The organism is Bacillus sp. LLTC93, assembly GCF_002993125.1.
GTDB classification, from domain to species: Bacteria; Bacillota; Bacilli; order Bacillales; family Bacillaceae; genus Bacillus; species Bacillus zhangzhouensis.
This window is the reverse complement of the sequence record NZ_PVME01000009.1, coordinates 67,876-89,170: the sequence shown is the minus strand read 5'-3', so window position 1 is coordinate 89,170 and position 21,295 is coordinate 67,876. Positions and strand designations below refer to the sequence as shown.

General features: G+C 39.8%; 19 protein-coding genes and 1 rRNA gene. 11 read left to right on the top strand and 9 right to left on the bottom strand.

From position 1 onward, the window contains the following. From C6W18_RS18225 to dnaA, 8 genes are all read right to left on the bottom strand, one after another. Positions 1 to 109: ribosomal RNA gene (locus tag C6W18_RS18225) — 16S ribosomal RNA — on the bottom strand; the annotation flags it as partial. Positions 110 to 471: 362 nt separating this feature from the next. Next, the gene (gyrA, locus tag C6W18_RS18220; RefSeq protein ID WP_105928489.1) at positions 472 to 2,967 is read right to left on the bottom strand and encodes a DNA gyrase subunit A; all 2,496 of its coding nucleotides are present in this window, start codon (positions 2,965 to 2,967) and stop codon (positions 472 to 474) included. Positions 2,968 to 3,197: 230 nt separating this feature from the next. Beyond that, the gene (gene gyrB / locus C6W18_RS18215) at positions 3,198 to 5,114 is read right to left on the bottom strand and encodes a DNA topoisomerase (ATP-hydrolyzing) subunit B (RefSeq protein ID WP_105928491.1); all 1,917 of its coding nucleotides are present in this window, start codon (positions 5,112 to 5,114) and stop codon (positions 3,198 to 3,200) included. A gap of 57 nt (positions 5,115 to 5,171) precedes the next feature. Then, positions 5,172 to 5,417, bottom strand: coding sequence for an extracellular matrix regulator RemB (gene remB / locus C6W18_RS18210; protein ID WP_024718423.1), 246 nt, complete (start codon positions 5,415 to 5,417; stop codon positions 5,172 to 5,174). 17 nt (positions 5,418 to 5,434) lie between these two features. Next, the gene (recF, locus tag C6W18_RS18205) at positions 5,435 to 6,547 is read right to left on the bottom strand and encodes a DNA replication/repair protein RecF (RefSeq protein ID WP_105928488.1); all 1,113 of its coding nucleotides are present in this window, start codon (positions 6,545 to 6,547) and stop codon (positions 5,435 to 5,437) included. Between the two features lie 16 nt (positions 6,548 to 6,563). Beyond that, a complete protein-coding gene (gene yaaA / locus C6W18_RS18200; RefSeq protein WP_008360916.1) occupies positions 6,564 to 6,779 on the bottom strand; it encodes a S4 domain-containing protein YaaA in 216 nt (71 codons plus the stop codon). A 150-nt stretch (positions 6,780 to 6,929) separates the two neighbouring features. Further along, entirely contained in the window at positions 6,930 to 8,066 is a 1,137-nt protein-coding gene (gene dnaN / locus C6W18_RS18195) for a DNA polymerase III subunit beta (protein ID WP_105928487.1), read from the bottom strand. 196 nt (positions 8,067 to 8,262) lie between these two features. Continuing rightward, on the bottom strand, positions 8,263 to 9,603 hold the full coding sequence (dnaA, locus tag C6W18_RS18190; protein WP_034323840.1) for a chromosomal replication initiator protein DnaA: 1,341 nt from the start codon (positions 9,601 to 9,603) through the stop codon (positions 8,263 to 8,265). Between the two features lie 620 nt (positions 9,604 to 10,223). Between dnaA and rpmH the strand changes: the two genes are divergently transcribed. The 11 genes from rpmH to C6W18_RS18135 all read left to right on the top strand — a co-directional run bounded on the left by rpmH (position 10,224) and on the right by C6W18_RS18135 (position 20,572). Next, positions 10,224 to 10,358, top strand: coding sequence for a 50S ribosomal protein L34 (gene rpmH, locus C6W18_RS18185; protein ID WP_008360908.1), 135 nt, complete (start codon positions 10,224 to 10,226; stop codon positions 10,356 to 10,358). 78 nt (positions 10,359 to 10,436) lie between these two features. Further along, positions 10,437 to 10,796 carry a ribonuclease P protein component gene (rnpA, locus tag C6W18_RS18180; RefSeq protein ID WP_105928486.1) on the top strand — a complete coding sequence of 120 codons (360 nt, stop codon included), beginning with the start codon at positions 10,437 to 10,439 and terminating at the stop codon, positions 10,794 to 10,796. A 164-nt stretch (positions 10,797 to 10,960) separates the two neighbouring features. Continuing rightward, complete coding sequence (gene spoIIIJ, locus C6W18_RS18175) at positions 10,961 to 11,737, top strand: YidC family membrane integrase SpoIIIJ (RefSeq protein ID WP_189318119.1); 777 nt, start codon at positions 10,961 to 10,963, stop codon at positions 11,735 to 11,737. Beyond that, complete coding sequence (gene jag / locus C6W18_RS18170) at positions 11,734 to 12,357, top strand: RNA-binding cell elongation regulator Jag/EloR (RefSeq protein ID WP_034323845.1); 624 nt, start codon at positions 11,734 to 11,736, stop codon at positions 12,355 to 12,357. The genes spoIIIJ and jag overlap by 4 nt, the downstream gene beginning before the upstream one ends. A gap of 402 nt (positions 12,358 to 12,759) precedes the next feature. Continuing rightward, a complete protein-coding gene (gene mnmE / locus C6W18_RS18165; RefSeq protein ID WP_105928484.1) occupies positions 12,760 to 14,139 on the top strand; it encodes a tRNA uridine-5-carboxymethylaminomethyl(34) synthesis GTPase MnmE in 1,380 nt (459 codons plus the stop codon). A 17-nt stretch (positions 14,140 to 14,156) separates the two neighbouring features. Next, the gene (mnmG, locus tag C6W18_RS18160; RefSeq protein ID WP_034323850.1) at positions 14,157 to 16,043 is read left to right on the top strand and encodes a tRNA uridine-5-carboxymethylaminomethyl(34) synthesis enzyme MnmG; all 1,887 of its coding nucleotides are present in this window, start codon (positions 14,157 to 14,159) and stop codon (positions 16,041 to 16,043) included. Between the two features lie 13 nt (positions 16,044 to 16,056). Further along, entirely contained in the window at positions 16,057 to 16,776 is a 720-nt protein-coding gene (gene rsmG / locus C6W18_RS18155; RefSeq protein WP_034323852.1) for a 16S rRNA (guanine(527)-N(7))-methyltransferase RsmG, read from the top strand. Between the two features lie 105 nt (positions 16,777 to 16,881). Further along, a complete protein-coding gene (gene noc / locus C6W18_RS18150; RefSeq protein WP_034323854.1) occupies positions 16,882 to 17,757 on the top strand; it encodes a nucleoid occlusion protein in 876 nt (291 codons plus the stop codon). A 129-nt stretch (positions 17,758 to 17,886) separates the two neighbouring features. Continuing rightward, positions 17,887 to 18,720 carry an orthopoxovirus pf05708 family protein gene (locus C6W18_RS18145; RefSeq protein ID WP_105928483.1) on the top strand — a complete coding sequence of 278 codons (834 nt, stop codon included), beginning with the start codon at positions 17,887 to 17,889 and terminating at the stop codon, positions 18,718 to 18,720. A gap of 243 nt (positions 18,721 to 18,963) precedes the next feature. Continuing rightward, on the top strand, positions 18,964 to 19,725 hold the full coding sequence (gene soj / locus C6W18_RS18140) for a sporulation initiation inhibitor protein Soj (RefSeq protein WP_034323920.1): 762 nt from the start codon (positions 18,964 to 18,966) through the stop codon (positions 19,723 to 19,725). After that, complete coding sequence (locus C6W18_RS18135) at positions 19,718 to 20,572, top strand: ParB/RepB/Spo0J family partition protein (RefSeq protein WP_105928482.1); 855 nt, start codon at positions 19,718 to 19,720, stop codon at positions 20,570 to 20,572. Before soj ends, C6W18_RS18135 begins: the two co-directional genes overlap by 8 nt. Before the next feature lie 25 nt (positions 20,573 to 20,597). Here the strand turns inward: C6W18_RS18135 and yyaC are convergent, their stop codons facing one another. Then, positions 20,598 to 21,224, bottom strand: a complete 627-nt coding sequence (gene yyaC / locus C6W18_RS18130; RefSeq protein WP_105928481.1) for a spore protease YyaC — start codon at positions 21,222 to 21,224, stop codon at positions 20,598 to 20,600. Between the last annotated feature and the right edge of the window lie 71 nt (positions 21,225 to 21,295).

Here is a 21,295-nt window from a genome sequence, read left to right as displayed (position 1 = left end):
CCCGTCCGCCGCTAACATCCGGGAGCAAGCTCCCTTCTGTCCGCTCGACTTGCATGTATTAGGCACGCCGCCAGCGTTCGTCCTGAGCCAGGATCAAACTCTCCGAAAAAGAACAAAACCGAAGTTTTGTTTTTCGCCAGTTTGACTGACTACCTATGATGTTTCATAGGATTTTTTTATAAAAACTCGAATTAACAGGTACGTTTTGTCTTGTTTAGTTTTCAAAGAACTTGTTTGTCACTCTCTCAAAGCGACCACTTAAATATATCATATATCTCTATCAATAGTCAACATTTTTCTTGAAAAACATTTTATTTTTTTAAGAAGTTTTGCTGTGAAAGAGATAAAAAATAGAGCCTCTTTTTGCTCCTTTGAAAGATTAACACATATCTATGAAAAAAGCATTATAAATTTCAAAAAAAATCATGTTTTTTCAAAAAAAATAAAGCCGGTGAAAAACCGGCTTTATTTTTACTCAGATTGTTCTTGGTCTGACTCTATGTTTTCTTCACTATTCTCTTCATCATCTTCTGGTGATTGTTCAACTAATGCCACTGTAGCGACATGTTCATCATCACGTAGACGAATCAGGCGGACACCTTGAGTGACACGGCCTGTTGTCGAAATGTCTGAAACGGCCATACGAATGATGACACCGCTCCCTGTAATAATCATCAAGTCTTCTTCAGCTTCAGCATTGGTCGCCTTCACTGTGACAAGCGGACCATTGTTGTCAGTGATCTTGCATGTTTTAAGACCTTTACCGCCTCGAGTTTGAACACGATATTCTTTTTCAGGCGTTAATTTACCATAACCTCTTTCGGTGACGATCAATACGTTTGCATCTGGCTCAAGGATTTCCATTCCAACGACGATGTCATCCTCAGAAAGTGTGATCCCTTTGACCCCAGCTGCCGTACGACCCATTTCACGAACATCTGTCTCGTCGAAACGAATCAGCATACCCTTTTTCGTCCCAATGATGATTTGTTTTTCTCCATTGGTTAAACGAACGGCCATCAGTTCATCTTCGTCACGCAGGCTCAGTGCAATAAGACCATTGTTTCGAATGTTTGCAAACTGAGACAATGATGTCCGTTTCGATACACCGTGTCTTGTTGTAAAGAAGAGGTACGAATCTTCATCAAATTCGCTTACTGGGATAATGGCGTTAATCCACTCTCCTTTTTCTACTTCAAGGAGGTTAATAATCGGAATCCCTTTCGCTGTTCGACCAAATTCAGGAATCTCATACCCCTTCGCACGATAGACCTTCCCTTTATTGGAGAAGAAGAGGATCGTATCGTGGGTCGATGTAGAGATCAGTTGTTCAACGAAATCATCCTCGTTAGTCCCCATTCCTTGGACACCTTTACCGCCTCTTTTTTGACTGCGGTATGTTGATGCAGGCAGACGCTTAATATAACCATTATGAGTCAGTGTAATCACAATGTTCTCAACAGGAATCAAGTCCTCATCTTCGATTGTTTCAATACCCGCTGTCACAATTTCAGTTCGACGCGTATCATTGAAGCGCTCTTTGATTTCTATTAATTCTTCTCTAATGATTTCAAGAACTTTCTCATTGTCTGCTAGGATGGCTTTTAATTCAGCAATCAAATCAACAAGTCCTTTATATTCATCTTCTATCTTCTCTCGTTCTAAACCAGTCAAGCGCTGGAGTCGCATATCAAGAATGGCCTGTGCCTGTTTTTCAGACAAGCTATAGTTTTCCATCAAACCATTTCTCGCAATTTCAGCGGTTTGAGATCCTCTAATTAAGGCAATGACCTCATCTAAGTGATCAAGTGCAATTCTCAAGCCTTCTAAAATATGAGCTCTTGCTTCTGCTTTACGCAGTTCATACGCCGTTCTTCTGCGAATGATCACTTTTTGATGCTCAAGATAATATTCAAGACATTGTTTCAGTGATAAAACCTTTGGCTGTCCATCAACAAGCGCCAGCAAGTTGATACCGAATGAGGTTTGAAGTGTCGTTTGTTTATAAAGATTGTTTAATAGAACATGGACATTCGCATCTCTTCTCAGCTCAATGACAATACGCATACCATTACGATCTGACTCATCACGCAAATCTGTAATGCCATCAATCTTTTTATCACGGACAAGATCAGCGATTTTTTCAATCAAACGGGCTTTGTTGACCTGGTACGGAATCTCATTGATAACAATGCGCTGTTTACCGCTAGATGTCTCTTCAATATTCGATTTCGCTCGTAATGTAATAGAGCCGCGCCCTGTTTCATACGCCTTCCGAATACCGCTTCGCCCAATGATTTGTCCTGCTGTTGGGAAATCTGGTCCTGGGATGATATCCATAAGCTCAGGTGTTGTCATTTCAGGGTTTTGACTGATGGCCAATACCCCATCTATTACTTCACCTAATTGGTGCGGCGGAATATTGGTCGCCATTCCTACAGCAATTCCTGTCGCTCCGTTAACCAATAAGTTCGGAAATCTTGCAGGCATCACCATTGGTTCTCTTTCACTGCCATCATAGTTATCTTGATAATCAATGGTATCCTTTGTGATATCACGGAGGATTTCCATAGAAATCTTTGATAGCCGCGCCTCGGTATAACGCATCGCCGCTGCTCCGTCTCCATCGACTGAACCAAAGTTTCCATGACCATCAACTAACATATAACGATAGTTGAAATCTTGCGCCATCCGAACCATTGCTTCGTATACAGCGCTATCACCGTGAGGGTGGTACTTACCGATAACTTCCCCAACGATACGTGCAGATTTCTTAAATGGTTTATCGCTTGTCATTCCTAGGTCATTCATCGCATACAAAATTCTTCGATGCACAGGCTTCAATCCATCTCGTACATCTGGTAATGCACGCGAAACAATAACACTCATTGCATAATCTAAAAAGGACGTACGCATTTCTTGACTGATATTCACTTCGCGTACATTTGGTGTATGTTGTTCACTCACTATAAGAACCTCCCTTTACGTATCACATGAAATAAATTATGTGGGAGTAAAATATGTATTTATCTTCACAAGACTATTCTTCATTATATCAATAATCTCTGCTTTATACACATTAATTTACTAGAAAATCAACGAAACATAGAAAACCAGGACATTCGTTTCACAGGCCTGAATCTTGAAAAACAACCTTATTCCAAACAAGAAATAAGGTTGTTCTCAAGGCGACCTATCTAAATATCAAGATTTTTCACGTATTGTGCATTTTCTTCGATAAAGTTTCGTCTTGGTTCTACTTTATCTCCCATCAGCATTTCAAATGTCTCATCAGCATCAATCGCATCCTCAAGCGTCACTTGAAGAAGTGTTCTCGCATCAGGATCCATTGTTGTTTCCCAAAGCTGAGTTGCGTTCATTTCTCCAAGACCTTTATAGCGCTGAAGTCCAGGTTTTGGTGTTTGAGGCCATGTCTTTAGCAGCTCATCTAGCTGTTTATCGTTATACACATACTCAACACGTTTACCTTGCTGCACTTTATATAAAGGCGGCTGCGCAATATACACATAACCGTTTTCAATGATTTCACGCATGTAGCGATAGAAGAACGTTAAGAGCAGCGTGCGAATATGGGCACCATCGACATCCGCATCCGTCATGATCACAACTTTGTGATAGCGAGCTTTCCCTAAAGTGAAGTCTTCACCGATTCCAGTTCCTAACGCTGTAATCATAGAACGAACTTCGTTGTTAGATAAAATTTTATCTAGGCGTGCTTTTTCAACGTTTAGGATCTTTCCTCTTAGCGGTAAAATGGCCTGGAAGTGACGATCACGACCCTGCTTAGCAGATCCGCCCGCAGAATCTCCCTCTACGATATAGAGCTCAGAGATAGAAGGATCTTTAGAAGAACAGTCTGCCAATTTCCCAGGCAGGCTAGAGACTTCCAGTGCACTTTTACGTCTTGTCAGCTCACGTGCCTTTTTAGCTGCCATTCTTGCACGAGCTGCCATCAGTCCCTTTTCTACGATTTTCTTCGCAGAATCCGGGTTCTCTAGCAGGAATTTCTCAAGTGCTTCAGAGAAAAGAGAATCTGTAATGGTTCTCGCTTCTGAATTCCCAAGCTTCGTTTTCGTTTGACCTTCGAATTGTGGGTTTGGATGTTTGATGGAGATAATAGCCGTTAAGCCTTCGCGCACATCTTCACCACTCAAATTCGAGTCCCCATCTTTGAATACGCCATTTTTACGAGCATAATCATTAATGACACGCGTCAGACCCGTTTTGAAGCCTGCTTCGTGTGTTCCGCCTTCATACGTATTGATATTGTTGGCGAAAGAATAGATATTGCTTGTATAGGAATCGTTGTATTGTAAAGCAACTTCAACAGTGATTCCGTCTTTTTCACCCTCGATGTAAACTGGTTCTTCATGAACCACTTCTTTCGAGCGATTTAAATGTTCCACATAGCTCTTGATACCGCCTTCGTAGCAGTATTCATTTCTACGCTCTTTTCCTTCGCGTAAGTCCTCAATGATGATGTTAACACCTTTTGTTAAGAAGGCTAACTCGCGTACACGATTGGCAAGTGTGTCGTAATCAAATTCAATGGTTTCAGTGAAAATTTCTGGATCTGGCACAAAATGAGTGGTTGTACCTGTTACGTCTGTTTCACCAATAATTTTTAGATCGCCAACGGGAACTCCGCGTTTAAATTGCTGATGATGAATCTTTCCATCACGATATACTGTCACGTCTAAGGTTGTAGATAACGCATTTACAACAGACGCCCCTACACCATGCAGACCGCCAGATACTTTATAACCGCTGCCGTCAAACTTACCGCCAGCGTGAAGAACAGTCATAATGACTTCTACTGCAGGTCGTCCCATCTTTTCATGAATCCCAACAGGAATACCGCGGCCATTATCTTTTACTGTAATGCTATTATCTTTTTCAATTTGCACTGTAATGTCTGTACAATAACCAGCTAATGCCTCATCAATACTGTTGTCGACAATTTCCCATACAAGATGGTGAAGTCCTTTTGCATTGGTTGCCCCAATGTACATTCCTGGACGTTTTCTAACAGCTTCTAGCCCCTCGAGCACCTGTATCTGATTTTCATCATAACTATTATGTTGCTGTTCCATTGCCACGTACATTCACCTACACTTTTCTTAAACGATATATTTATATGAATTGAGCTTTTAGACTTCAATTTCAATCACAAATGAAGCACGTTTTTTGAGCGTGCTTGAGGAAAGAGGAGAGTAATACACGGATTTAGTTGTGACGACGATGGATTTGGGTGTCCCTTGTGACAACGAAATGATTTGTTCCTCTTGTTTTTGAAGAAATTCCTCTACAACAGAAGATGATCTCATTTTGTAATCAACAATTGCGACAATCTCTCGTGTAGAAACAACACAATCATCACCTAAATGAATATACAAGACTCACACCTCATTTATCAGTCAATTACTTTTCCACTGGCTACTCTGAAAATTTCCGCTTCTTTCAGGGTAGCGTGATCGATGCCTTCAACACTTGTTGTCGTGACGAAGGTCTGTACACGTCCCTGAATGGTATGAAGCAAATGAGACTGTCTGTAATCATCAAGTTCAGATAAAACATCATCGAGTAGAAGAATTGGGTATTCACCGATTTCTTCATGGATCAGATCAATTTCTGCAAGCTTTAGTGAAAGAGCTGTTGTTCTTTGCTGCCCTTGAGAGCCATATGTCTGAACATCCCGACCATTCACAAAGAAAAGAAGGTCATCTCTGTGAGGCCCCCACAGTGTCACCCCTCGGTCTATTTCTCTGTCCCTTAGTTTCTGAAACGATTCTTCATAGCTATTCTTTATTTTCGACAAGTCTGACGCTTCTGATACCTCTATCGCTGTCTGGTATTGGAGCGTGAGTGTTTCTAGCTCTCTAGAAATCCCAAAATGCAAAGGCTGCGCCCATTTTTCAAGCTGTTTCGTAAAAGTAAGTCGTCTTTTGACAACTTTCGCTGCCGCATCAATCAACTGCTCTGTTAAAACCTCCAGCATCGCTTGATCCTTTTGCTTTCTTGTTTGCAATTGCTTCAAGTAATGATTTCGCTGAGAAAGGATTTTTTGATAGAGCGATAAATCATGTAAATAGACAGCAGAAACTTGTCCAATCTCCATGTCGAGGAATCTTCTGCGAATTTGTGGGCTGCCCTTCACAAGGCTCAGATCCTCTGGTGCAAACATGATGGTGTTTAAAGCACCAACATAATGACTAAGTTTCTGTTGTTCAATGTGATTGACCTTTCCCTTTTTTCCTTTTTTTGAGATCACGAGCTGCATTGGGAGTGGACCGTTTTTTTTGATGACTCTACCTTCTATTTTAGCATAGTCTTCGTCCCATCGGATAAGTTCTTTATCATTTGACGTACGATGAGACTTTGCCATCGACAATACATAGATCGCTTCCATCAAGTTCGTTTTACCTTGGGCGTTCTCACCGATCATGACATTGACCTTATTGTCGAATTGAAGTTCGGTGTGTTCATAGTTTCGGTATGAGGTTAACGCCAGACTTTGAATGTACATGTATTGTCACCCGTTTCTAATTCACAACTTGAAATGTGCCATAACCTTCAATCTCGACAACATCTCCTGGGTATAATTTACGTCCCCGTCTATTATCTGGCTCTTGATTAATGAACACCTCATGTTCACTTAAAAACCATTTCGCCATTCCGCCAGATTGGATGACTTCGGCTAATTTCAAAAACTGCCCTAATGTAATCATTTCTGTTTCAATGGTTATAAGATTAGGCATTGTATCGACCTCTTTCAATATCACTAATATCTAATTGTACTAAAAAACAAGACAAGAAGGAAAGGGGGAAAGCGAACTGGGATGAAAGAAAGCATGGTAAACGAGAAGAAAAGCTGCTGTGCACTCACACAGCAGCCATTTTAGATGAACTTAATACGTTCTTACTGGAAGAATCAATTGCAAGATTGAATCATCATTCGGCGTGCGTAAAAGGAATGGTCTCATTGCACCAGTGAAGCTTACATGAATCTCAGTTCCCTCTAATACTTTTAAAGCATCCAGCATATATTTCGGACTAAAGGAGATCTTTAGGTCCTCCCCTTTAATGTCATCCGCTTGAACCGTTTCAACCACTTTACCAATTTCAGGCGAGTTAGAAGAGATTTCAAGACTTTCCGCAGGATCAGCAGACAGTTTCACAACGTTATTACGTCCCTCTCTTGCCAAGAGTGACGCACGATCAATCGCTTGAAGGAATTCTTTCGTGTTCACCACAACATCCGTTTTACTTTCTTCCGGAATGAGGCGAGCTGTATCTGGGTAATTACCATCCAGCAATCTTGAGAAGAACAGTACGTTTTGTGCTTTAAAAAGAACTTGCGTTTCTGTAATGACGATGCTCACAAGATCTTGTCCATCATCAAGAATTTTGCTTAGCTCTGTTAAACTCTTCCCTGGAATGACCACATTGTACGAATTTTCCTCGTTAATATCTAACTTCGCTTTTCTTAAAGCAAGACGATGACTATCCGTTGCCGTGCATATTAATTCACCTTTTTCCACCTTCCAGTTTACACCTGTCAAGATAGGTCGTGTTTCTGAGGTGGACACTGCAAAAACGGTTTGACGAATTAAGTTTTTAAGCAGATCTGTTGGAATTTGAAAAGCATGGTGTTCTTCGATTTGTGGCAGATGTGGATATTCTTCAGCATCTAAGCCGTTTAGATTAAATTCTGCTGAACCAGAGCGGATGATGGTCAAATGGTTTTGTTCTACTTCAATTTCGACAGTAGACATTGGCAATTTCTTAACGATTTCGCTAAAAAAGCGGGCCTGCAGCACAATACTTCCCGGACGATCAATTGTAATGACTTCTAAATCCCCATCTCTTTTAGGAATAAAAGATTCAATTGAGATATCAGAGTCGCTTCCTGTTAGAGAAACCCCCTCATCAGATGCAACAATTTTAATCCCGGTCAAAATAGGAATCGTTGTTCTAGAGGATACGGCCTTTAATACATCTTGGACACCTTCAACAAGACGATCTTTTTGAATCGTGAATTTCATAGTGGTCCTCCTAAATTTTCTTAATGACATGTATATATATTTATTTAATAAAAATCGTAGAAGTACTAGTAGGGCCTGTGAATATGTGGATAAGTCGGTAAAAAGAAAGGAAAGACAGCCTATCCACATGTGGACAGACTGTGTATGACCATGCTGAAGTTATTCACATTTTCCCGTACTAATCATATCAGCTTGTTTATTTTAATTGTTCTTTGATCTCTTTGACATGCTGCTGAAGCTGTTCATCTTCAACGATTAATTTCGAAATTTTCTCATGAGCATGAATGACTGTCGTATGATCACGTCCGCCGAATTCTTCTCCTATTTTAGGCAGAGAGGAATCGGTCATTTCTCTAGAGAGGTACATGGCAATTTGTCTTGGATAAGCAACTGATTTCGTACGTTTCTTCGCTTTGAAATCTTCTAATCGAATATTAAATTGCTGCCCTACAATTCTTTGAATATCTTTAATCGTAATGATCCTTGGCTTCGATGAAGGAATGATGTCCTTTAGGGCCTCAGCTGCTAGATCAGCATTGATGTCTTTATTAATTAAAGAAGAGTAAGCAACGACACGAATCAAAGCACCCTCCAGCTCACGAATGTTGCTGTCGATTTGATTGGCAATATAAAGCATGACTTCATTCGGTATGTCTAAGCCTTCTGCTTTTGCCTTTTTTCGCAAGATCGCAATACGTGTTTCTAGGTCTGGCGGGGTAATGTCTGTAATTAGACCCCATTCGAATCGTGAGCGCAATCTGTCTTCAAGTGTCGGAATTTCTTTTGGCGGCCGGTCACTAGAAATGACGATTTGCTTACTTTCTTCGTGAAGTGTGTTGAATGTATGGAAAAATTCTTCTTGTGTTTGTTCTTTTCCTGCTAAAAATTGAATATCATCTATCAAAAGCACATCTACATTCCGATAGCGATTACGGAAGTCGACAGCCTTGTTGTCTCGGATTGAGTTGATAAATTCATTTGTAAATTTTTCAGATGATAGATAGACCACTTTGGCTGATGGATTATGGTCTATGACGTAATGACCAATCGCATGCATCAAGTGGGTCTTTCCTAAACCAACGCCCCCATAAATAAAGAGCGGGTTATATGCTTTTGCTGGTGCTTCTGCAACTGCGAGTGAAGCGGCATGAGCAAAACGGTTGCCTGAACCAATAACAAAAGTATCAAATGTATATTTTGGATTCAGCATATTTTGTGGAATTTCAACAGGCTCTTCTTTAGACATTTTTTTAATTGGAGACTTTGGCATGGCTTCCTCTTCGTTCTGATTTTGAGGAATAATAAATTTGATGCTGAGCTCTTCACCTGTCAGTTCATAGATGGTATCTGCAATTAAGTGAAGATATCTTGACTCCAGCCAGTCTCTAGCAAATTCATTAGGTGCAGTAATTGTGAGTGTATCTCCTTGAAGAGAATGGGCTTTTGTCGACTTCATCCATGTTTCAAAACTAGGTTTGCTCAATTTTGTCTCTATTTTTTGAAGTGCTTTATTCCACAGATCCAAAATATTTTCCATAAGGCCTCTCCCCCCTCCTTTTCTTTTTAAAATGACCAGTATCAAACTGTTATAGAACACGAAAAAGAGCAAATGGTCATTACCATTCGTGCACATACTTTGTTGAAAACAATTAATATAGTAGAAAAACGTCTTTTCGACAAATTACACAAGTTGTGGATAAACAATTCAACAACCTGTGTAATAACTTTCCACAGGTTATCCACAACTTGTGGATAATATAAATAGGTCAGATAAGTAATTAAGAGTTAAAACACAAATATAATATCAAAATAAACGAGATGGTGCAATGGGTGTCACAAACTTATCCACAAACTTTACATCCTGTTGAAAAATAATTATCCACATCGGTTATTTGTGTGCAAAAAATGTCGATAATGGATGTGGATAGTCTAAATATGCTAGAAAAATATCCACAGCCTTGTTTTGGAGGTCTTTTAGGAGGAAAAAAAGAATAAAATGCTGGAAACTGAAAAAGAAGGTTTCTTCACTTGATAAATTGTGTTATGCTTATAAGGTTGATAATAAGAGTTTTATCATTGATATTGACAATCGATAGGTTACACAAATATAATGAGTTAGACTGTCTTAAACAGCTATTCCTCAGGGAGGTGTCATAAATGAAAAGAACGTTTCAACCAAATAACCGTAAGCGTAGTAAAGTTCATGGCTTCCGCAGCCGTATGAGTTCTAAAAACGGACGTCTAGTTTTAAAGCGACGCCGCAGCAAAGGTAGAAAAAAATTATCAGCTTAGGCCACTGAATAATGTCAGTGGTCTTTTTTACATAAAATCGTAAATGAACTGTCAGTTTTTATCGGAGTGGAAGAAGACATGAAGAAGCGAAACAGGCTAAAAAAAAATGAAGAGTTTCAAAAAGTGTTCAAAAAAGGTCAATCAATGGCTAACCGCCAATTCGTTATTTATCAGATGGATCAACCGAATCAAGATGAACTGCGTTTAGGGTTGTCTGTCAGTAAGAAGATTGGTAATGCAGTGATAAGAAATCGAATTAAACGTCTGATCCGTCAGGTGTTTTTAGAAGAAGGTCATAAGTTAAAGCAAGAAAAAGATTATATTGTCATTGCACGAAAACCAGCGAGTGAATTGACCTTTGAGGAAACAAAGAAGTCTCTCCAACATTTATTTAGAAAATCCGCTGTTTATCAACAACAACCGAAAAAGTCTTCGTAATAGAAACTTTCGTTGAATCAATTTTTAAAAGCGCTTCCTTCATCTAGTGAATTAAAATGAAACCACCACTTTGTAATGAAAAAATGTTACCATACTGATTAGGTGAGTCACTTTCGTAATCAATTCCAACTTAAATAAAGTTTGAAGTAATGGGAGGAATCTTGTTGAAAAGGCGATTATTACTAATATTTAGCTTGATTGGCGTGTTGGTTCTATTGGCAGGATGTACACAAATCAATGAACCAATTACATCAGATAGTAAGGGATTCTGGAATTCTTATATTGTTTACCCACTATCTCAATTAATCACGTACATGGCAAATTTGACTGGTGAAAACTATGGTGTTGCGATCATTATTGTTACACTGTTAATTCGCTTGCTTATTTTACCATTAATGATTAAACAGTTAAGAAGTACAAAAGCAATGCAGGCATTGCAGCCTGAATTGAAGAAGCTTCGTGAAAAATATAGCTCTAAAGATCAAAAAACACAGCAGCAGCTTCAGCAGGAAACAATGGCTCTTTTCCAAAAAAATGGTGTAAATCCATTAGCAGGGTGTTTCCCGATTTTAATTCAGATGCCAATCTTAATCGGTTTTTATCATGCGATTATGAGAACAGCTGAAATTAAAAAGCATACATTCTTATGGTTTGACTTAGGCAGTCCAGATCCATTGTTTCTATTACCGATTATTGCGGGTGTAGCTACTTTCATTCAGCAGAAGCTGATGATGGCTGGAAATCCTTCGGACAACCCTCAAATGGCAATTATGCTTTGGGTCATGCCGATTATGATCATTGTGTTTGCAATCAGCTTCCCAGCAGCACTTTCACTGTACTGGGTTGTAGGTAACATTTTCATGATTATTCAAACATTGGTGATTAGAACACCTCAAGTACAAGTTGATACAAAAGAAAAAGCTGGCGGGAATAAAAAATGAAGGAAATAACTGCTGTCGGTCGTACAATCGAAGAAGCAGTAGATTCCGGACTTAAACAAATTCAGCTACTACAAGAAGAAGTAGATATCACAATAGTAGATGAAGGAAATAAAGGGTTTTTAGGATTATTTGGTAAAAGACAAGCTGTTGTTAAGTTAGTAGAAAAGAGAGATGCTCTTAAATTAGCTACACAGTATTTAGATAAAATTGTTAAATCAATTGATCCTAAAGCAAAAATTGTTTCCAAGAAGGAACCGAAAAAGATTTCTTTCCACATTGATGGAGATAAAACGTCATTAATGATTGGAAAAAGAGGACAAACTTTGTACTCTTTAGAAACATTGGTGCAGTTAGTGTTTAATCGTTATTCCGATCAATATCACCATATTACAATCGATATTGGAGATTATAGGAAAAAACGTCAAGAAGCACTTGAACAATACGCCATCAAGACGGCAAAACGTGTTTTAAAAACGAAGAGAAAGGTCCATTTAGAACCTATGCCTTCGAATGAACGAAAAGTCGTTCATGATACGATCGCCGCTTTTTCTAAAGAACTTGCTACAGCATCGGAAGATACAGGCAGCAAACGTCATGTTGTGGTGCTGTATAAAAAATAGCAGAAAGGCTAAGATTCAGCAAAGCTGGATTTTAGTCTTTTTTTATTGAAAAATTCCCTTTCTATAGAAGATTCATCCTTTATTTCTAAAAAGTTAGCGTGTTATTTGGATGAAAAACGCCGTTTTTACAATGAAGTAAAGGGATGGAGGCGTTTAAATTTATTGGATTTAGGTGTAAGATGTGAAGATAAGTTGAGAACGTCGTTATTCACATGTGGATAAGTTAAGTGTTAAAATAGACAAGGTGCAAAGCTGTGGATAATTAGATATTGGATACTTTCGCTTCGCTTTCATTTGTGGTATCTTTAAATTTTGGATTAAGCGTTTTTGATATAGAGATGGACAACGTCCATTTAATAGATAAAAGACTGTCTATTAATTAGAGAAAGAGGTGAATGAGCGGTGGATACAATTGCAGCAATTTCTACACCAATGGGTGAAGGGGCAATTGCGATTATTCGTTTAAGTGGGCCTGATGCGGTACAGATTGCTGATCGTATGTATAAGGGGCCTAAGGAGAAAAAACTTGTATCCGTGGATTCCCATACCATCCATTATGGTCATATCGTGGATTCTAGTACTGAGCAAGTAATAGAAGAGGTCATGGTGTCGGTATTAAGAGCGCCAAAAACATTTACGAGAGAAGACGTTATTGAGATCAACTGCCATGGTGGAATTGTGACGGTAAATAAAGTATTGCAGCTTGCTTTAAGAGAAGGAGCAAGATTAGCGGAGCCAGGTGAGTTTACAAAACGTGCTTTCTTAAATGGAAGAATCGATCTGTCTCAAGCTGAAGCCGTAATGGACTTGATTCGTGCAAAGACAGACCGTGCGATGAATGTAGCGATCAATCAAATGGAGGGACGTCTCTCCGGTTTAATTAAACGACTTCGCGGTGAGATCTTGGAGACACTCGCCCATGTTGAAGTAAATATAGACTACCCAGAGTATGACGATGTCGAAGAAATGACACATCGAGTCTTAGTTGAAAAAGCGACATCTGTGAAAAAGGAAGTTGAATCGCTGCTGACGACTTCGCAGCAGGGAAAAATTCTTCGTGAGGGCTTATCCACTGTGATTATCGGTAGGCCGAATGTTGGGAAGTCTTCCTTGCTGAATAGTCTTGTACAGGAAACAAAGGCGATTGTGACCGATATTCCTGGAACAACGAGAGATGTCATTGAGGAGTATGTGAATGTAAGAGGCGTACCTCTTCGTCTAGTAGATACTGCGGGTATACGTGAGACTGAGGACATTGTTGAGCGTATAGGGGTTGAACGATCTAGACAGGTCTTAAAAGAAGCTGACCTGATTTTACTTGTGCTTAATTATAGTGAGGAATTATCAGAAGAAGATATCAAGCTTTTTGAGGCTGTCTCCGGTATGGATATCATCGTGATTGTGAATAAGACAGATCTTGAGCCTAAGCTTGATGTAGAAGAGGTCAAGCAGCTAGCGAAAGATCGTCCGGTGGTCACAACATCATTATTACAAGAAAAGGGGATTGATGAGCTTGAAATGGCGATTCAATCACTATTCTTCACAGGTTCAATTGAAAGTGGAGATTTAACGTATGTGAGTAACACAAGGCATATTGCGCTCCTTCAGGCAGCAAAACAATCAATTGAGGATGCTCTTGAAGGAATTGAAATGGGCGTACCGATAGATATTGTTCAAATAGATTTAACACGTTGCTGGGAGCAGCTAGGTGAAATTATTGGGGATGCTGTTCATGAAAGCTTAATTGATCAGTTGTTCTCTCAATTCTGTTTAGGAAAGTAAAGGGAGGAACATAAGAAATGGGTTATGAAGCTGGCCAATATGACGTCATCGTCGTCGGTGCCGGTCATGCTGGTGTTGAGGCTGCTCTTGCTTCTGCAAGACAGGGCGCCAAAACACTTGTATTGACTATCAACCTCGATATGGTTGCTTTTATGCCATGTAATCCGTCAGTAGGTGGTCCCGCAAAAGGGATTGTCGTCAGAGAAATTGATGCACTAGGCGGAGAAATGGCACGAAATATAGATAAGACGCATATTCAAATGCGCATGCTGAATACTGGGAAGGGACCTGCTGTCCGTGCGTTAAGAGCGCAAGCAGATAAGTTCCAATATCAGCACGAAATGAAAAAAACAATGGAAAATGAACCAAACCTGACAATGCTGCAAGGTATGGTGGATCATTTAATTGTAGAAGATGATGAATGTAAAGGTGTCGTTACACAAACAGGGGCGAATTATCGTGCGAAATCTGTTGTCTTAACGACTGGTACTTTCTTAAAAGGCCGCATTATTTTAGGGGATCTTTCTTATTCAAGCGGCCCTAATAACCAACAGCCTTCAATTAAATTATCAGATCATCTAGCAGAATTAGGATTCGATTTGGTTCGTTTTAAAACAGGAACACCCCCTCGAGTGAACAGCCATTCGATTGATTATAGTAAGACAGAAATTCAACCTGGTGACGATGTACCACGGGCGTTCTCCTATGAAACGGTTGAATATATTACAGACCAATTACCATGCTGGTTAACATACACGAGTTTAGAGACGCATCAAATTATTGACGAGAATCTTCACCGTTCTCCAATGTATTCAGGTATGATTAAAGGAACTGGTCCTAGATACTGCCCTTCTATTGAAGATAAGGTCGTTCGTTTTAATGACAAACCAAGACATCAAATTTTCTTAGAGCCAGAAGGTCGTAATACGCAGGAAGTATATGTGCAAGGTTTGTCTACAAGTCTTCCTGAAGATGTACAACAGCGTATGCTTTCAACCATCCCAGGACTTGAAAATGTACAAATGATGCGAGCGGGTTATGCCATCGAGTATGATGCAATTGTGCCTACACAGCTGTGGCCGACACTTGAGACGAAGAAAATTTCCGGATTATATACAGCCGGCCAAATTAATGGAACGTCGGGTTATGAGGAAGCAGCAGGTCAAGGAATTATGGCAGGTATTAATGCAGGAAGAAAAGCATTAGGTAAAGAAGAAGTCATTTTAAGCCGATCTGATGCATATATCGGTGTTCTCATCGATGACCTTATCACAAAGGGAACAAATGAACCTTATCGTCTTTTGACATCTCGTGCAGAGTATCGTCTACTCTTACGTCATGACAATGCTGATTTAAGATTAACTGAACTGGGATATAACCTTGGATTAATTTCTGAAGAGAGATTCCAAGCGTTCCAGCTGAAAAAAGAAGCCATTGAAGCGGAGAAAAAACGATTATACTCTGTCATCATTAAACCTACAGCAGAGACACAAGAATTTATTCGTTCGCTTGGTGGAAGTGAGTTGAAGGACGGCATTCGTGCAAGTGATTTGATGAAGCGTCCAGAAATGAACTATGAATCTGTTGTGCAATTAGCTCCTGCTGAAACACCACTTCCTTCTGATGTGTGTGAGCAGGTAGAGATTCAAATTAAATACGAAGGTTATATTGAAAAGTCGCTCCAACAAGTTGAAAAGCTGAAAAAGATGGAGAACAAAAAGATTCCGGATCGAATCGATTATGATGCCATCAAAGGGATTGCAACTGAAGCGAAACAAAAGCTAAAAGAAGTCCGACCGCTTTCTGTTGCACAGGCTTCTCGTATTTCTGGCGTTAACCCTGCTGATATTTCTATTCTTTTAGTGTATTTGGAGCAGGGACGTATTGCGAAGATAGCAGAGTAGAAAGGATGTCGGCATGAACATTGATCAATTTAAAGCAGCACTAGAGGAGAAAGGGATCACTCTTTCTCCTGTGCAGCTTGAACAATTTGAAACTTACTTCCGCATGCTTGTAGAATGGAACGAGAAGATGAATTTAACGTCCATTACAGAAAAGGAAGAAGTATATTTAAAGCATTTTTATGATTCGATATCAGCAGCATTTTTTATTGATTTTCACAATGTGACAACGATTTGTGATATTGGAGCTGGTGCTGGTTTTCCAAGCATTCCTCTTAAAATTTGTTTCCCTCATCTACATGTGACCATTGTAGATTCTCTCCAGAAACGAATTACGTTTCTCAATGAGTTAGCAAAAGGGTTAAACTTACAAGATACTACTTTTTATCATGATCGTGCGGAGACCTTTGGCCAACGTAAGGAACAGCGTGAAAGCTATGATCTTGTCACTGCTAGAGCAGTTGCGCGTTTATCCGTCTTGAGCGAACTATGTCTGCCTCTTGTGAAAAAGCAAGGATTGTTTGTTGCGTTAAAAGCGTCTGCAGCTGATGAAGAAATGCAAGCAGGCAAAAAAGCCGTCACTGTCCTCGGAGGAGAGGTTGTTGAAAAGCATTCCTTTGTTCTTCCTTTAGAAGAAAGCGAACGGAACATCATTGTCATTGAAAAGAAAAAACAAACACCAAAAAAATATCCTAGAAAACCAGGAACACCTAATAAATCACCAATAGAAGGTTGATCATGTAAAAGGTCGGTTTTTCTTCAATATTTATGATTTTACAGAAGGAAAAAACATGAGAAAATAGAATTATAAAAAGGTAGTTTTTAAAGGTGGTGTAGGTTCATGAAGCATTCACTCTCACGCTTCTTCGGGCTTGGTGACAAAGAACATCCTGAGCGTGAAACCGAAATAGAGGAAGAGATTGCTGAGCATGATACATTAAAGGAAGAGATACAGGAGCTCCCGGTCGACACAATTATGCCTAACCGTTTTCAGCCACGCACCATTTTTTCAGAAGAAAAGATACAAGAGCTGGCCACGACTATTCATACCCATGGCATTATCCAACCTATTGTTGTCAGACCAACAGAAGAAGAAGGAAAATATGAACTGATCGCCGGCGAAAGACGTTGGAGAGCGGTACAAACTCTTCAATGGGAGAAGATCCCCGCTATTATAAAAGATTTTACTGATACGGAAACGGCATCTGTGGCATTGATTGAAAATTTGCAAAGGGAAGAGCTGTCTGCTATTGAAGAGGCTCATGCTTATGCACGTCTTTTAGAGCTCCATGATTTAACGCAAGAGGCGCTTGCTCAGCGTTTAGGCAAGGGACAATCAACTGTTGCCAACAAATTAAGACTTTTAAAGTTGCCTGAAGAGGTACAGCAGGCCATTTTGGAGAAAAAAATCTCTGAGAGGCATGCACGTTCACTTGTACCCCTAAAGCTTCCAGAATTACAAATCGCGCTATTGCAGGAAATCATCGAAAAGCAGCTGAATGTGAAACAGACTGAAGAGCGTGTAGTGAAGATGCTTGAACAAAAAACAGATCGCAAACCGAAGCCAAAACGTAAGGCATTTAGTCGAGATACACGAATTGCGATGAATACCATTCGCCAGTCTCTCCACATGGTAGAAGACAGCGGACTTAAAATAAATACCGAGGAAGAAGAATTTGAGGAATACATCCAATTAACGATTCGAATTCCTAAATAGAGAAAAGCTGATGAGATCCACTCGTCAGCTTTTTTTGTCTGCCTTTCATCAAAGTTCATAATATTTACTTATTATTGATTAATTGGTAAAATATGATTCTCGTAGTAGAAAGGAGGTGACATCTATTCAATGAATATGAAAAAGACTATTTTTGCTATTATCTGTTATTTACTATTCTCTCTTTCTCTTTTTTCAAATGAAACGACTATATTCGCTGTGAATACGCCACCGAGCCAAGAGGTTCATGATGCAGAAGAAACAATTACGAAGGAAGAACTGAACGTCCTGAAGGAACAAGGCGTGGTTTCTAAAGAGGTAACAGTTCAACAATTAAATCAAGAGCATGAGTCTCAGGACGATACGATTGATTTGATCACAGCTGATGATGACTTGAAGAACTATGGCTTACGACAAAACAAGCAGGATGAGATGGTGACTGATGAAAAGCCGCATACCATTCGCCACCTTTTAGGAAAGCCGTATCCCGGTACCAATATTATGCCTAAAAAAGGGGATATATTGGTGACAAGCACTGGTGCTTTGAATGGTTTAATTGGTCATGCAGGTATCGTCATTAACGAAAAAAGCTATGCCTCCATTCCAGGGTTTCGACAGCACCCAAATATCGATTCCATTCATAGCTGGTTTCGCTATAGTGCCAACACAAAGGTGATTCGGATCAACCACGAAGAAAAGGCGGATCTTGCAGGAGAATGGGCACACGATTACGTGAAAGACCATCCGAAGGCTCGATACTCCATCACAATGTCGATCCAATCATTGGACCCCACATACTGTTCAAAGATTGTGTGGCAGGCCTACGCTAAAACAGGTGACGCTGTGGGACATGCGACATTTACCATTAAGGCACCCTATGGATTTTTGAAAAAGAAAAGCTATAAAACAGTGACCCCTAAGGTCATTGTGAGCGAAGGCCGCAAAATTGGCGGATTAAACTTTTGATATGTGCCCTCACTTTTATTAAAGTGGGGGATTTTTTTATTTCTCAGTATATCGATATTCAACAAAAAGATATACTAATATATTTTTATGTGTGTTTTTATTCATTTAATCATGTACGAAAATAGACATTCGTCGACGAATTTATAATGGAGAAACAAAAAAAGCAAACGTTTCATACTTTTTTTGATAGAATAGAAAGTAAGAATGAATGAGAAACTTGTTAAGTTGAAAGTGGGTGACATCGTGGGAAAAATCATAGCGATTACCAACCAGAAGGGCGGCGTCGGGAAGACGACAACTTCTGTTAATTTGAGTGCGTGTTTAGCATACATAGGAAAAAGAGTGTTGCTAGTTGATATTGATCCGCAGGGCAATGCCACGAGTGGTATTGGGATTGAGAAGGCCGACGTAGAGAAGTGTGTGTACGATATTTTAGTTGACGATGCAGATGTACTTGATGTGATTAAGACGACAGAGGTCGAAAATCTTGATGTCATTCCTGCGACGATACAGCTTGCAGGTGCGGAAATTGAGCTTGTGCCTACGATCTCACGTGAAGTGAGGCTGAAGAGAGCACTTGAATCTGTTAAGCAAAATTACGATTACATGATTATTGACTGCCCGCCATCACTTGGATTACTGACGATTAATGCGTTAACTGCATCCGATTCCGTTTTAATACCGGTTCAGTGTGAATATTATGCGCTTGAAGGATTGAGTCAATTGTTAAATACAGTTCGTCTCGTGCAGAAACATTTAAATACCGATCTTGCCATTGAAGGTGTCTTACTGACGATGCTTGATGCGCGAACAAATCTTGGGATTCAGGTCATCGAAGAAGTGAAGAAGTACTTTAGAGATAAAGTCTATCAGACCGTGATTCCGAGAAATGTGAGACTCAGCGAAGCGCCTAGTCATGGAAAGCCTATTATCTTGTATGATCCACGTTCAAGAGGTGCAGATGTCTATTTAGACTTAGCAAAGGAAGTGGATACGAATGGCTAAAGGTCTTGGAAAGGGTATTAATGCACTATTTAACAACGTAGATTCAAATGAAGAAACTGTCGAAGAAATCAAAATTAAGGATCTGCGTCCGAACCCGTATCAGCCAAGAAAAATGTTCGATGAAGAGGCATTGTCCGATCTCAAAGAGTCGATTCAGCAGCACGGTGTTTTACAGCCGATTATTGTGCGGAAATCGATTAAAGGCTATGACATTGTAGCAGGTGAGCGCCGATTCCGAGCAGCGCAACAAGCTGGTTTAACAACGATTCCTGCGATCGTCAGAGAATTTTCAGAAACGCTGATGAGAGAGATCGCTCTTTTAGAAAACTTACAGCGCGAGGATTTATCTCCATTAGAGGAAGCGGAAGCCTATGCTTCCTTGCTAGATCACTTAAGTGTGACTCAAGAGGAATTAGCGAAGCGATTAGGTAAGAGCAGACCACATATTGCGAACCATCTTCGTCTTTTGACATTACCAGATGAAGTACAAGAGTTAATTGCCAATGGAACGTTATCAATGGGACATGGACGTACGCTGCTTAGTTTGAAAAACAAAAAGAAGCTGGCTCCATTGGTAAAGAAAATCGTGGATGAAGGGTTAAATGTACGTCAGGTTGAGAAACTTGTTCAGCAATTAAACGAAAATGTTCCACGTGAAACAAAGAAAAAAGAAGCACCAAAGGATCGAATATTGAAAGAAAGAGAGTCTTTCTTACAAAATTACTTTGGTACTCCAGTGACGATCAAGAAACAGAAGAAAAAAGGGAAAATTGAGATTGAATTTCTCTCAAACGAAGATTTAGAAAGAATTCTTGAATTGCTTTCTGCGAGAGAATCCTCAGAGTGACCATCTTGATACGAGATGGTCTTTTTTATATTCTCCCAGTGATATTTTGAATAGGGGTGAAGAGAGATCGACTTTTTTCTCTCGTCCAATCCATTTGATCAATGTGAGATAGACTTTCAGAAAGTGTATTGGCCATAGACATGACAAGGTGAAGACGTGTATTTTGTAGAACGAAGTATTCCATAAAACCGCTCACGTTGACGATTCCATTGATATGAATATCTCCTACCTCTGGCAGCTCCTTTTGCACACCTGCCCCAGGCTTTAACGGCCCCTCTCCAATCTGAAAGGAACCTACACTTTTCACTCTTCCTAAACAGGCATCAACAGCTACAATAAACGGATGTTTATGAGCTTGTTCAATTTCAGCGAGCTTTTCTTTTAAATTGACCGCATGCACTGGGTCAGAGAGCGTTCCGTATACATGAAGCTTTTTCAAATCCAGACCTGAAAGTTTTGTGCCAACAAGTGGACCTAGAGAGTCGCCAGTTGAGCGGTCTGTTCCAATACAAACGATGGCAACGGGTCTTTTTCCTGCTTTCTGAAGATGTGAGAATAAAATACTTTTAAGCTGTTGAATGGCATTTGTATCCGTATGGGACACGTATTCTTTCACCCTATTTCTTAAAAAAAGACCGTTCTTGCTATTCATAGGTCTCACTTCCTTGTCATAGTAGTTAGTAACAGTATACGGAAACAAGCTTAATTCTATACCTATGAGGT